General features: G+C 57.8%; 13 protein-coding genes. 5 read left to right on the top strand and 8 right to left on the bottom strand.

Going from position 1 to position 13,534, the window contains the following annotated elements; all coding sequences use genetic code 11:
- Positions 1-145: 145 nt before the first annotated feature.
- The 4 genes from U5K34_RS14895 to U5K34_RS14880 all read left to right on the top strand — a co-directional run bounded on the left by U5K34_RS14895 (position 146) and on the right by U5K34_RS14880 (position 6,475).
- Entirely contained in the window at positions 146-1,627 is a 1,482-nt protein-coding gene (locus U5K34_RS14895) for a DASS family sodium-coupled anion symporter (RefSeq protein ID WP_322569192.1), read from the top strand.
- Between the two features lie 33 nt (positions 1,628-1,660).
- A complete protein-coding gene (locus U5K34_RS14890) occupies positions 1,661-1,966 on the top strand; it encodes a hypothetical protein (RefSeq protein WP_322569191.1) in 306 nt (101 codons plus the stop codon).
- 237 nt (positions 1,967-2,203) lie between these two features.
- Positions 2,204-3,373 carry an efflux RND transporter periplasmic adaptor subunit gene (locus U5K34_RS14885; RefSeq protein ID WP_322569190.1) on the top strand — a complete coding sequence of 390 codons (1,170 nt, stop codon included), beginning with the start codon at positions 2,204-2,206 and terminating at the stop codon, positions 3,371-3,373.
- Positions 3,374-3,379: 6 nt separating this feature from the next.
- Positions 3,380-6,475 (top strand): efflux RND transporter permease subunit, encoded by a 3,096-nt coding sequence (locus tag U5K34_RS14880; protein ID WP_322569189.1) that lies wholly within the window; start codon positions 3,380-3,382, stop codon positions 6,473-6,475.
- 123 nt (positions 6,476-6,598) lie between these two features.
- Here U5K34_RS14880 and U5K34_RS14875 read toward each other — a convergent pair whose 3' ends face one another.
- From U5K34_RS14875 to U5K34_RS14845, 8 genes are all read right to left on the bottom strand, one after another.
- On the bottom strand, positions 6,599-6,859 hold the full coding sequence (locus tag U5K34_RS14875) for a helix-turn-helix transcriptional regulator (protein WP_322563987.1): 261 nt from the start codon (positions 6,857-6,859) through the stop codon (positions 6,599-6,601).
- A 1-nt stretch (position 6,860) separates the two neighbouring features.
- Positions 6,861-7,142: a type II toxin-antitoxin system mRNA interferase toxin, RelE/StbE family gene (locus U5K34_RS16240; RefSeq protein ID WP_416224113.1), complete on the bottom strand. Its 282-nt coding sequence runs from the start codon at positions 7,140-7,142 to the stop codon at positions 6,861-6,863.
- A gap of 286 nt (positions 7,143-7,428) precedes the next feature.
- A complete protein-coding gene (locus U5K34_RS14870) occupies positions 7,429-8,118 on the bottom strand; it encodes a VIT family protein (protein WP_322569188.1) in 690 nt (229 codons plus the stop codon).
- A 108-nt stretch (positions 8,119-8,226) separates the two neighbouring features.
- Positions 8,227-8,808: a YceI family protein gene (locus U5K34_RS14865; RefSeq protein ID WP_322569187.1), complete on the bottom strand. Its 582-nt coding sequence runs from the start codon at positions 8,806-8,808 to the stop codon at positions 8,227-8,229.
- A 13-nt stretch (positions 8,809-8,821) separates the two neighbouring features.
- Positions 8,822-9,373, bottom strand: a complete 552-nt coding sequence (locus tag U5K34_RS14860; RefSeq protein ID WP_322569186.1) for a cytochrome b — start codon at positions 9,371-9,373, stop codon at positions 8,822-8,824.
- A 292-nt stretch (positions 9,374-9,665) separates the two neighbouring features.
- Entirely contained in the window at positions 9,666-10,610 is a 945-nt protein-coding gene (locus U5K34_RS14855; protein ID WP_322569185.1) for an MBL fold metallo-hydrolase, read from the bottom strand.
- A 234-nt stretch (positions 10,611-10,844) separates the two neighbouring features.
- Positions 10,845-11,813, bottom strand: a complete 969-nt coding sequence (locus tag U5K34_RS14850; RefSeq protein WP_322569184.1) for a TAXI family TRAP transporter solute-binding subunit — start codon at positions 11,811-11,813, stop codon at positions 10,845-10,847.
- Positions 11,814-11,979: 166 nt separating this feature from the next.
- Positions 11,980-12,183, bottom strand: a complete 204-nt coding sequence (locus U5K34_RS14845; RefSeq protein WP_322563992.1) for a cold-shock protein — start codon at positions 12,181-12,183, stop codon at positions 11,980-11,982.
- A gap of 314 nt (positions 12,184-12,497) precedes the next feature.
- On the opposite strand from U5K34_RS14845, the gene U5K34_RS14840 reads away from it, so the two are divergent.
- Positions 12,498-13,358, top strand: coding sequence for a tetratricopeptide repeat protein (locus U5K34_RS14840; protein ID WP_322569183.1), 861 nt, complete (start codon positions 12,498-12,500; stop codon positions 13,356-13,358).
- Positions 13,359-13,534: the final 176 nt, after the last annotated feature.

The raw sequence follows: 13,534 nt of genomic DNA, 5'->3' as shown, positions 1-13,534 counted from the left end.
CCATTGGTGGTAACCCACCCGCATCCGTGCCTGGATGCGGGTTTTTTTGTCCGCGCAGACGGGATGATTGCCGGCCCGGGGGCGTTTAAGTATGGTAGTCGTAATGGCTTAGCCGGGCTGGTACCGGTCGAAACAGGGGGATAACATGCAACTGAAGGAAGTCGGCTTTAGCCGACGGCAATTGATCGGCCTGGCACTTGGCCCGCTGTTGTTTGTCCTTATGCTCTTGATCCCGACGCCGGAAGGCATGTCGCCGGAAGGCCAGAAGGCCGCGGCGGTCACCCTGCTGATGGCGACCCTGTGGATTACCGAAGCCATCCCGATTCCGGCGACGGCCCTGATCCCGATCGCATTATTTCCGTTGCTGGGCGTGATGCCCACGGCGAAGGTCACGGCCTCCTATGCCAACCATCTGATTTATCTGTTCATGGGCGGTTTTCTGATCGCCATGGCGATCGAGCGCTGGGGACTGCACAAACGTATTGCCTTGCAGACTATTTGCCTGGTTGGCACCACGCCCAGCCGGGTATTGCTGGGCTTTATGCTCGCGACGGCCTTTTTGTCCTGCTGGATCAGCAATACCGCCACCGCCATGTTGATGGTGACCATCGGCATGGCGGTATTGCGCCAGTTATCGCCGGAACAGCCGGCGGAGGATGAAGCCCTGACACCGACCTGGTTTGGCATTTCCCTGATGCTGGGCATTGCCTATGCCGCCTCCATCGGCGGGATCGCCACCCTGATCGGGACACCGCCCAATGCGATTCTCGCCGGCGTGGTGGAAAAACAGTACGGCTACAGCATCGGTTTTGCCGAGTGGATGCTGTTCGCCGCGCCCTTGTCGGTGGTAATGCTGTTTATTACCTGGTGGTTCCTGACCCGGGTGGCGTTTCGCCAGACCATGGCCGAGGGATTAAGTGGGGGACGTCGTGTTATCCGCCAGCAACTGGATGAACTCGGGCCGATGAGCAAGCAGGAAAAGCGGGTGTTGATCGTGTTTGGTTTCGTGGCGCTGGTCTGGTTGTTTCGGGGCCTGATAAACGAAATCCCGGCGCTGAGTGAGATCACCGACTCCAGTGTGGCGATCCTCGGCGCGCTGTTGTTGTTTGTGATCCCGGCGGATATTAAAAAAGGGCAGTTTCTGCTCGACTGGAAAACCGCCGTGCGCATTCCGTGGGATATCATCATCCTGTTCGGTGGCGGTTTTGCCCTGGCCAGCGGCTTTGCCGCCAGCGGCCTCACCGAGTGGCTGGGGCAGCAATTGACCCTGTTACAGGGTGCGAACATGGTTGTCCTGGTGGGCGCGGTGGTCTTGCTGGTGATCTTCATGACGGAAGTTACCTCCAACACCGCGACCGCCTCACTGTTATTACCGGTGATGTCCGGCTTTGCCCTGGCGGCGGAAATTGCCCCGCTGGCGTTGATGGCCTCCGCGGCCCTGGCCGCCTCCTTTGCATTTATGCTGCCGGTTGCCACCCCGCCCAATGCGATTGTGTTCGCCAGTCGTCAGGTGACGATTCCACAGATGGCACGGGTCGGTGTGTTATTGAATCTCATCGGTGCCGTTCTGATTACCGGCTTTATTACACTGGTCTTGCCGTCGGTGCTGGAGCTGGGTGTCAACTGACGTCCTGTCTTTATATATAAAAGGAGCAGACCAATGAAAGCTTTGTTGATTCGCCCACAATCCCGATCGATTGAGCCCATCGAGATCGGCCGTTTCGAGGACATCGTTAAACTCATCGGTTATGAGACCATCGCCATCGACGAGGTCGACGCCAGCGGTGATCGGCTATTTTTTGATGAAGAGTGTTTCCTGCGCGGCAGCGAAGGACGCTTTCAGATCGACAGCCTGATTCCCGTCTCCGGCAACGGCGTGGTGATGGGCGCCGAAGAAGACGGCTCGGGACTGCGTGATGTGACACTGAGCCAGGAGGCGCTGGCTGCCCGGACAAAGTTTCTCTGACCCCACGGAAATGCCCCCCGGAAATACTGGTGCCGATGACGCGATTCATCGGCCTGTTGCCCTGCCTGCCCGATCGGCCCGACAGGCGCTGCGGTGTATTGACAGTGATAGAATGGAACCCCGACGCCAGCCGGAACTCAAACTCTATGATCAGAATCTTGCCATCCGGCCATACAGCCTGGCCGTGATACTGGCGTCATCCCGGGATGCCCCGTTTCCCGTAACCGAGTGAATTGAATGGCTATGATCTGGCGTAAGCGAAAAACCTGGCTGCTGTTATTGCTGCCAGTGCTGATTGCGGCCGGCTGGTTGCTGTACACCAACATTAATGAAGCACCCCGGCAGCAGGGCAGGGAGTCCGACCGGGCCCTGCCTGTTGAAGTTGCCGAAGTGCGCCGGGGCCCCATGCAGATGCAGCGGACCTTCAGCGGGACACTGCAGGCCCGCGCCCAGTTTGTGGTGGCGCCCAAGATCAGCGGCCGGGTCAAGAAACTCTATGTGGACCTGGCCGATTCGATCACCCGCGGCCAGGTGGTGGCGGAACTGGACGATGAAGAGTACCAGCAGGCCGTGGCCCGGGCTGAAGCGGAGCTCGAGGTCGCCCGTGCCAATCTCGAAGCCGCCAAAAGCGCGCTGGAAATCGCCCGGCGGGAACTGGCCCGGGTGGATCAACTGCGCAAGCAGGGGCTGACCACCGACACCCAGTACGATGTCGCCAAGGCCAATCAGCTGGCCAAGCAGGCGGAAGTGGAGGTAGCCCGTGCCAATCTGCGCAAGGCCGAATCGGTGCTGGAAACCAGTCGTATCCAGCTGGGTTATACCCGGGTCAGGGCGGAATGGAGCGAGGGTCAGGAGCTGCGGGTGGTGGGCGAACGCTATGTTGATGAGGGCGATACCGTCTCGGCCAATGCGGCCTTGTTGCGCGTGGTCGAGCCGGCGCCGTTGCTGGCGGTGATTCAGGTCACCGAGGGCGGCTATGCCCATCTGCAAGCCGGGCAACCGGCCACCCTGACCACCGCCGCCTACCCGGGCGAATCGTTCGCGGCGCGTATCGAACGCATCGCCCCGGTGTTCAGTGAAGCCACGCGCCAGGCCCGGGTGGAGCTGCGCGTGGAAAACCCGGATCACAAACTCAAGCCGGGCATGTTTATTCGCACCACTATTGCCCTGCAGGAATTTAATCAGGCCATCAGTGTCCCCGAACTGGCGCTGACCGTGCGCGAGGGTGAGCAGGGCGTCTTCGTGCTCAACGAGCAGGCACAGCAGGTGCGCTGGCAGCCGGTGACCGCGGACTTTCGTCAGGACGACTGGCGGCGCATTCTCGAACCGGCGGATCTGCGTGGTCGGGTCGTTACCCTGGGCCAGCAGTTTCTCGATGACGGTGCCGCTGTCAGGGTCGTTGAGTAGGCACGAATGATTCTTGCCGACGCCAGCGTCAGACGACCGGTGTTCACCAGCATGGTGGCGCTGGCGATCATCATTATCGGCCTGGTATCGATGACCCGGCTGCAGATCGATCTGCTGCCCAGTGTCGAACTGCCCACCCTGAATGTCCGCGCCCAGTATGAAAACGCCAGCCCCGAGGTCATGGAGCGGATGGTTACCCAGATCCTCGAGGAGATCGTGGCCACGGTGCCCGGCGTCGAGGAAATCGTTTCTCAATCGTCCGAAGGCACGGCCAACGTGCGGGTCAGTTTTTCCTGGGATACGGACATCGATGTGGCGGCATCCGACATGCGCGCCCGGCTCGATGACGAGCGCAGTGAATTGCCGGACGAGGTGACCGGGCTGCGGGTGCGCAAGTACGACATCGACAGCTTCCCGGTCGTCTTGATGGGGGTGTCGAGCGATATCGACCCGGTCGAGCTGACCCAGATCATCGAAGACCATATCCGCCATCGCTTTACCCGGATCCCCGGGGTGGCGCAGGTGGATCCCTGGGGCGGCTTCAATCGTGAAGTTCGCGTCGAGCTGGATCCTGATCGTATCAATGCCCTGCAACTGCCGATGAACCAGATCCTGGACGCCCTGCGCGATGCCAACCTCGATCTGCCGGCCGGCAATCTGGATCAGGGTCGTTACCAGATGACATTGCGGGCCCCGGCCGAGTTTGCCAGCCTGGATCAGATCCGCGATACGGTCATTGTTCGACGCGAGGACGGTTTTGTCACTATCGGCCAGATTGCACGGGTGGTGGATACCTACGAGAAACAGGATCGGATCATCCGGATCAACGGCAAACAGGGCGTGCGCCTGGCGGTGCGTAAACAGTCGGGCGCCAATACCGTGGAGGTCTCGCGCCGGATCTTGCAGGAGATCGAATCGGTCAATCGCGCTTACCCGCAATTGAAGATCGTGCCCGTGATTAACCAGGGTAACTTTATCGAACGCTCGATTACCAATGTGTCCCGCTCGGTGCTCTATGGCGGGGCGCTGGCGATTCTGGTGCTGCTGTTTTTCCTGCGTAACATCCGCAGTACTGCAGTTATCTCGGTGGCGATTCCCATTTCGGTGATTGCCACCTTTGCCCTGTTGTATTTCGCCGGGCTGACCATCAATCTCATGACCCTGGCGGGACTGGCGCTGGGGGTCGGCATGATGGTCGACAGCTCGGTGGTGGTGATGGAAAACGTCTTTCGACGTCGCCAGGAACTCAACGAGCCTACGCCGGTGGCCGCCGTGGAAGGCACACGCGAAGTCGGCACGGCCATCATTGCCAGTACTATCACCACGCTGGTGATCTTTTTGCCGCTGGTCTTCGTCGAAGGGGTGACCGGTATTCTGTTTCAGGATCTGGGCCTGGTGGTGGTATTTTCCCTGTTGTGTGCCCTGCTGGTTTCCCTGAGCCTGGTGCCGATGATGGCGGGGCGGTTGCTTGCGGGGCAGTCCGCTTCCTGGACGTATCGTAGCCGCTATGCCGGTTTGAACCGGCTGATTGACGCCAGCGGCAAGGGACTGGATAAACTGGCGAGCCGCTATCAGCAGATATTGTCTCTGGCTCTGCGTTATCGGCGCCGCAGTATTCTGAGCGCGGTCGGTCTGTTGCTGGGCAGCCTGTTGTTATTGCCGTTTATCGGCACCGAGTTTCTGCCGCCCAGTGACGAAGGCGAAGTTCGGATCAGCGGGGAAATGGAAGTCGGGACCCGGCTGGATCTGGTGGATCGCCAGACCCGCAAGATGGAATCCATTGTGTATGCGGCGGTGCCCGAGATGGTCTCCTCGGTCGCCAGCGTGGTGACCGCCAGCCGGCGGGCTGGCGGTGCCTCGCGCGGCGAGATCCGCCTGTCACTGGTCCCCGCCACCGAACGTGAGCGTTCCAATACCGAGATCGCACAGGATTTGCGCCAGCGGCTGGAGGGCAAGATCGCGGGCATGCAAATCCGCACCCGCGCGCCACAGGGACAGTTTCTGCTGGAGCGTTTGCTGGCCGGGGGAGAGGGCATCAGTGTGGAAGTTCGCGGTTTCGATTTCGATACGATCGACCAGCTATCGAAACGGGTAGCCGTGACGATGGCCGAAGTCGAGGGCATTACCGATGTGGAAATCAGCCGTCGTGCCGGCATTCCGCAACTGGCGATCGACATCGATCGTAACAAGGCAGCGGATCTGGGCCTGAGCCCGCGCGACGTGGCCGAGGTCTTCGAGACGGCCGTGGCCGGATCGCAGGCCGGTGAATACCGTACTGAAGGGGATTCCTATCGCATTCTGGTCCAGATCGAGGACGTCGAGCAGCGCGATATCGAGGAAGTGCTGAATCTGGCACTGAGTACTCCGCGCGACGAGCAGGTCACTTTGCGCAATCTGGTGACGATCGATTTTAGTCAGGGGCCGGTGATCATCGAACGCAAGGATCAGGAACGACTGATCACCGTCACCGGCAATATCGCCGGCCGGGATCTGGGCTCGGTGGCGGCGGCTATCCAGACCCGGCTGGATCAGATCCCGCGGCCGCGTGGCTATGAGCTGCTGATCGTCGGCAAGTTCGAGGAGCAGCAGGAAGCATTTCAGCAATTGCTGATCTCCTTACTGCTGGCGGTCTTACTGGTTTACATGGTGCTGGCGTCACAGTATGAATCGTTCCGCGATCCGCTGATCGTGATGATATCGGTCCCGCTTGCCGCCATCGGGGTGATCGTGATGTTGTTTGTCACTGGCACCACGTTGAACCTGCAATCCTATATTGGCTGTATCATGCTCGGCGGGATCGTGGTCAATAACGCGATTCTGCTGGTGGATCAAACCACCCGCCTGTGCCGTGAAGGGTTCGAACTGCAGCCGGCGGTGATCGAGGCCGGGCGCCGCCGCCTGCGCCCGATCCTGATGACGACCCTGACCACCATTCTCGCCCTGTTGCCGCTGGCACTGGGGATCGGCGAGGGCGCGGATGCCCAGGCACCGATGGCCCGCGCGGTCATCGGCGGCCTGACCGCCTCCACCCTGATCACCCTGGTATTGATTCCGGTGATCTATACTTTTGTGCATCAGCGGGAGCGTCAGCTTAGTGATTGAACGGCGTCCGTGGCTGCCTGGACAGTTCCGGGGTGATCGAAACAGTGATCATTTTCTTCTCATTAATTAAGCGTTAACGTTCGGGTTCACGCGCCGGGGAAGCCGGTCGCGAGGCACCGATTATTATGCGGCTGATTCGCGCTCAATATCCCAGCCAGGAAATACCAGTACAGCCGGATGGCAATTCAGTGCTCGTGCCAATACTTTTGCTCTTTCGACTCCGAGTTGAACACGATCATTTTCTATCGCGGAAATTGTTGACTGTGGAATGCCTGTTAATTCGGCCAGCTCGTTTTGGCTGAGTTCCTGCAACTCACGCAGGATTCTGACAGATTCTCCTACGGAGACATCAATACGTGGTTTGGCTTTGGAATAATCTTTCATACTATTTCCTCCGATAATCGTGAGGCGTTACACTTACAACTTCTATGAGAATTCTATCCTTCTCGACCTTATAAATAACTCTATATTGCTGATTTAAGCGGGATGACCTGTGCCCCTTCCACTCCCCACTTAACGATTCATCACGTAACCCTTTGATTTTACGCAATCCATGAGGACCAGACAGGGTCACGATATCCTTCCACTTCTCGTACCGTTTCAGTACGTCGGTTGGAATTGAATTGAGTTGTTTGGAAACGCGCCTGTGTTCATATATCGCCCACATACTATGTTTAGTATATATACCAATTATGGTATGTCAACGACATTTTCGCATAACGACCAATTCCTGGGGGCGGGTCATGCGTTTTGCTTCTTGAAAGGCAAAAGGCAAGACCTGACCCCGTTGGGCGTTTTCCTTCTCATTAATCAAGCGTTAACGCTTCACATCACTAGCAGTAAAAAAGCGCTGTGGCAGGCGCGTAGCGTAAGCCGCGCCGCTTTTTTGCTGTCCGAGTGCATGTGATTGTTAGCTGTCATTAGTTATGCGTACTCAACTTATTAATGCCCTATCAGCCACCCACGCCAAATATACGACCTACAACGGAAGTTAGACCCATAGCGAGTGCGCCCCAAAAGGTCACTCTGATAGCGCCGATAGTAATTGGTGCACCACCAGTTCGCGCAGCCAGTCCACCAAGAAGTGCTAAAAATAATAGAGATGAGATTCCAACAGCAGATATTAGATAGGTGCCGGGGGTGGCCCATGTCACAATTAAAGGAAGTGCGGCACCGATTGTAAATGTACCCGCTGAAGAGAATGCCGCTTGAACAGGCCGGGCACTAACAGTCTCAGATATACCTATTTCATCTCGAGCATGCGCATCCAGAGCATTGTTGGCCATTAGTTGTTCAGCAACTTGTTTTGCTAAAACAGGCTCAACACCCCTGTTTTGGTATATATTGGCAAGCTCAACTTTTTCGGACTCTATATCATTCTCTAATGAAGTTTTTTCGAGGGCTAGATCCGCTTTTTCTGTGTCAGACTGAGAACTGACGGACACATACTCACCAGCCGCCATTGACATGGCCCCGGCCACCAGTCCAGCAGTACCCGCAAGAAGAATGTTTTCATGTGTCGCACTTCCAGCAGCAACACCAATGATAAGACTGGCTGTAGACACAATTCCGTCATTCGCGCCTAAAACAGCGGCGCGTAACCAGCCCACACGATTCGATTTATGCGTTTCATTATGGGTCATAACATTTCTCGATGTATTTACCAGCATCCAGGAATGGGTCGGTGACAAACCCTAATGAAAATCCTTCTCGTTTGTTACCGACCCGATTTCACGGTTATGCGTGGAATGTTACTGACGAATGCCTTCGATCGACAGCTCCAGCTCGGCGTAGGTCGAGGCCGGGCCCAGATCGTAATCGATATTGAAATCCTTCAGCTTGATGGTGGTGGTGCCCTGAAAGCCACGACGATAGCCGCCCCAGGGATCTTCACCGTGACCGATGTGTTCTACGTCGATGCTTACATTGCGGGTCGCATCCTTGATGGTCAGATCCCCCTTGAGGGTGGCGGTACCGTCACCATGTTCTTCGAAGGAGGTGCTGACAAAACGGGCCTCGGGGTATTTGCTGACGTGGAAGAAATCTTCCTCGCGCAGGTGCTTGTCCCGTTCGGCATGATTGGAGTCGATACTGCTCATGTCGATGGTGACGTTGACCTTCGACTTGCCCGGGTTAGCTTTATCATAAGTGAAGCTGCCATCAAAATCGTTGAAGCGGCCATACAGCCAGCTGTAGCCCAGGTGCTGAATACGAAACTCGATGAAAGCGTGCTGGCCTTTGGTATCGAATTTGTATTGCTCGGCGGCCATGAGCGGGCCGGAAATCATCAACAACATACCAAGCATGAATGCGGTGAGGCGTGTTCGTGACATAGTGAACTCCTTGTTAGTCATTATGGATAGAACGTAACATGCGACGCAGGGTAGCGTCGCGGTCGAAAAAGTGGTGTTTGAGTGCCGCCAGGGTATGGCCGCTGCTCAGGACAATCAGCCCCCAGGCCAGCCACAGATGAATCAGCCCGGCAATGTCTTCCTGGTCGGGCAAATCGTGCACGGTGGCCGGCACGGCAAACCAGTCAAACACCTCGATCGGCTTGCCCTTGGCGGTGGAAATCAGATAACCGCTGATCAGCCCCGCCAACAAAAACAGGTAGAGCAGCCAGTGCATGACGACAGCCAGACGTTTTTCCAGCGGTGGGCCGATCGGCTCGGGATGGGGATTGCCCAGTCGCCATACCAGCCGCAGCAGAACCAGCACAAACAACAGCAACCCCACCGACTTGTGGATCGCCGGGGCCGTGGTATACCAGCTGTCGTAGTAGGTCAGCTCCACCATCCACAGCCCCAGTGCAAACAGGCCGATGACGGCCAGTGCCGTCAGCCAGTGGAGAATAATGGCCACCGGACCGTAACCGCTTGTCGTGTTACCCAGGTGCATAAATCTATAGAGCTCCTGTCGATTGGATAGGGGACATCGGTGGTTGAATCATGCATGCGTGCGACAATGATATCCCGGGTTAAGTTTCACCACGAAGACACGAAGACACGAAGGAACGCAGTATGGCGTTTTGCCTTGAGCCGCAATTACGCCGTCTGCATAGTGACAACGACTCTTCGTGACTTCGAGCCTTCGTGGTTCGGGTTTCATGCCCCGGCCTTGTCGCTAAAATGTCAGATAGCGCGGTGTGCAATCTGACCTGCACCTCTGCGCAGCTTTTAGAAACAGTTATTTAGAAGGTGGCGGCCTCAACCTGTAAATAGACCCGTGGCACATCCCGTGGCAGTTTCTTGTTCATGCCGGGGTAGGCTCCGGCAAAGTCGGCCAGGCGCTCGCGTACCAGCGGTACGGTCTCATAGGCGGCCAGGCCGTTATTAACCCCTTCTTCCACGGCCTGCCACAGCGCGCTGAGCAGTTCATACAGCCGTTTAATGCCACGAACATCCGTGACGCTACCGTGTCCCGGTATGACCACGTCGGGCTGCAATTGTTCCAGCTCGGGCAGCAGGGTGATCCATTGCTGCAGGTTTGAATTGTTGGTCGAGGGCATGCGATCGGCGTAGATGACATCGCCGCTGATCAGCACCCTGTCATCCGGCAGCCAGAGCAGCAGATCGCCCGGCGAGTGGCTGTCACCGGAAGGAAACAGCACGATTCGTTTGTTACCTGGTTGTCGTTCCTGGCGTGAGTCAATGGGCGTGTCGGGTGGGACAATTCTGGAATCACCGGTCGCGCCGTCGGTCAGGCGCTTGAAGTTGGCAACCCAGTTTTCTCCCTGTGATTTGATCTGATCGATGACCGATGGGGTCGCATAGATTTGCTCGACCGTGTCTTCGAAGGCCGCGTTGCCCAGCCAGTGATCGCCGTGGGCGTGGGTGTTGAGAATCCAGCGCACCGGCTGATCGGTTACCCCGGCAATCGCCGTTTTCAAGGCATTACCGATCTCGGTGGAACTGCCGGTATCCACCACCAGTACGCCGTTGCCGGTAACAACAAAGGCGCTGTTCGAATTCCAGCCACGATTTTGCGGATTGGGTAACTCCCGGGTCGGCGGGATAACGGCGTAGATACCGTCGGCAACCTGTTGCGGTTGCATAGTGATCTCGGACGCGGCCGCTGCGCTCGTCGCCAGTAAAATAGTCAGGCTGAATATACCGCACACAAGGCGTCGGAACATGGCGTTTGCATCCTTCAAAACGTGAATGGATTTCATTCTATCAGGCAGGCGCTTGTCGTGAAGCGGTTCGGTGAGTTATTTGCGGGCTATGTCGTTTGTCGGGCAACATTGCAACAAGTCTGTAACATTGTGGCGAGTTGTTCGAGAAGCATGTCTTATCCGGACAACGTGTCCGCGATATACATGAGTACTGTCCGGGCACAGTGATTACCGCACGGACCGTTCCGTTACGGGTTATGGCAGCAACCCGATCTCGCGATAATAGCGCGCGGCACCGGTGTGCAAGCGTTGCGGCGGGACCTGTTCCACGGTGTTTTTGGTCGTGGTGTAACGGGCCTGGGCCAGTTGCCCGGCCAGGGCCGATTCACTCTGGTGCAGGGCGCGCGCCAGTTGATAGACGGTTTCCTCATCGAGATCCGGGCGGATAAGAATCAGCGACCAGAGTCCGACGGAGTCGATCGCCTCGTTTTGACCCCGGTAGGTGTTGGCGGGCACCGACATCGGTGCGAGATGCGGGTGTTGCTGGCGTATGCGGGCGATCTGTTCGGCATCCGGGGCGATGAAGCGTGCCCCGACTGGACTGTCGGCGACTTTGACAAACCCCGGCCAGCCGATTCCCGCGCCCCACAGTGCGGCGGCGTTTTGTTCCAGTACCAGCACCGGTCCGTCAGCGGCCCTGTCCAGAATGATGGGTTCGAAATCCTGTTCGGGGCTGAGGCCGAGGCCGTCAAGGACGTCGGCCGCCAGAATCCGCAACCCCGAGGCCCGGGTGCCAAAAGCGATCGGCCGGCCCTCGAGATCCGCGATACGCTGATAGGGCGAATCGGCCCGCACCACGAACATGCCGGGATTGGGATACATGACCGACAGCACCTTAAGATTGGCCTTCTCGCGACCGAGGCCTTCCAGGGCCACGCGGGCTGCATTGCCCTCCACCTGGCCGAGATCGAGGGTCCCTTTTTCCAGTAATGTCAGGTTCTGGCGGCTTCCCCGGGTGGACTGTTCCTCGAGTTGAATCGTCGTGCTGTGGGTATTGATGACCTCGATCAGGTGCTGGCCGAACAGCTGAAAGCCGCCGCCGGGCGTGGCGGTGCCCAGGGTGACCCGAAGCGGTTGTGCCTGTGCCGCCAGTGAAAGCGCAAGCTGGCCGAGCAGGATCAGCACGAGTCCGACAAAGAAACCGGGGGCGTGGATCAGGCGCATGGCGGGCTGTCCTGTTTGTGAGGTGGTCAGCTAAAGATAGCACGCCGCTGGCGAGGCGCGATTTTCGCCCCGGGAGGATACAAGGGCGGACTATTCTGGCGGGACTAAAAAAAGAAACGGCAGCCCTGGGGCTGCCGTTTCGATGTGCGGATTGTAGAAATCCGGCTCAGGCGGCGGTAACGCGGGCTGCCTGCGGACCTTTGGGGCCCTGTTCGACTTCAAAGCTGACCTGCTGGCCTTCAGCCAGAGTCCGGAAGCCATCACCGACAATGGCGGAGAAATGGACAAAGACGTCTTTGCCACCGTCTTCCGGGGTGATAAAGCCGAAACCCTTGGATTCGTTAAACCACTTAACGGTACCGTTAGTCATGGAAAATACCTCAATCTTTCTATATGTAAATAATGGTCGTGCAAATCATTTGAGGCAGAATTCAGGAAAAATCGGGAAGGTACAACTGAGGTCGCGCCGGTATTTCTTGAAGAACCTTAATAATATGCAGTTAGTAACACGGTGCCTTTCGGAACCATGACTTCTCACGAAGTAGGGCCATCATACCCCGTTTCAACGCCACACAACAACAAAAAATTTAATTCCGGCCAGCGCCGCCGCCGCCCGAATTGAACCGCAGAGGGGGATGTGTTTCAGTAGATGGCCCAATTCCTGCAAAGCCGGTGTCACAGACGATGAGCGAGACGCCTGATTCCCCCTATATCCTGAGCGCCGATGGCGAGAATTTTGCCGCGCGCGTGCTGGAAAACTCCCATCAGGGACCGGTGCTGGTCAACTTCTGCTCGCCCGGCGCAACCGTCTGTACCGATCTGTCGCCGGTGCTGGAGAAGGTGGTTCAGCAGTACGAGGGCCGTGCCCTGCTGGTCACCATCGATGTGGATGCCGAACCGGCGCTGGCCCGCCGTTACGGCGTTATCAGCGTGCCGACCCTGAAACTGTTTCGCCGCGGCGAGGTGGTGGTCAGCCGTCACGGCTACCAGTCGGAGCAGGCCGTGCGCCGGCTGCTGGATCACTACGTGGCCCGGGAGTCGGATCTGGCGCTGGCCGACGCGGTCGATCTGTATGCCCGTGGTGAGCAACAGGCCGCTTACGAGATGATTGCCGAAGCGGTGGCGGCCGATCACGACAACCCGCGCCTGCCGTTGACTCTGTGCAAACTGCTCAAGCATGAGCAACGCTACGCGGAGGCACTGAAGGTTCTGGACAGCCTGCCCGATTATCACGCCGAACACCCCGAAATTCGCCGCCTGCACGATCAGCTGACATTTTTTGCCGAGCGCGATCCCGATCAGGACCGTGCCAGCCTGCAAGCGCAGCTGAGCGAGGCGCCGGGCGCGCTGGAAATACGCCGGCAGCTGGTGGCTCACCACGTAGTAAGCGAAGACTACGCCCCGGCGCTGCAGGAATTGGGGATTATTTTCGAGCAGTCCCCTGACTTTGAAGAGGGGTACGCCGCCCGGGCCATGCGACGCATTTTCAATCTGCTGGGTGAGGAACACCCTCTTGTACGGGAATATCGCCACTATTTGCGCTGATTCGCGCCCGCCCGGCACAGGCAAGGATTCCAATTTATATATTCTCTGGTCCGCTTGAAGCGGGCAAATCCGGCCCCATATCGGCTCGACAGCGCCAAACAGGCCTGCGCCCGACCGATTTTCCGTAAAATCGACCCTCCGGCACCCGATTGTCATGCACATTTTTTGTCACTTTG

It is taken from the genome of Thiohalophilus sp. (assembly GCF_034521165.1).
Taxonomy (GTDB): Bacteria; Pseudomonadota; Gammaproteobacteria; order UBA6429; family Thiohalophilaceae; genus Thiohalophilus.
The sequence above is the reverse complement of the archived record's forward strand: the minus strand, read 5'-3'. Positions and strand labels throughout refer to the sequence as shown.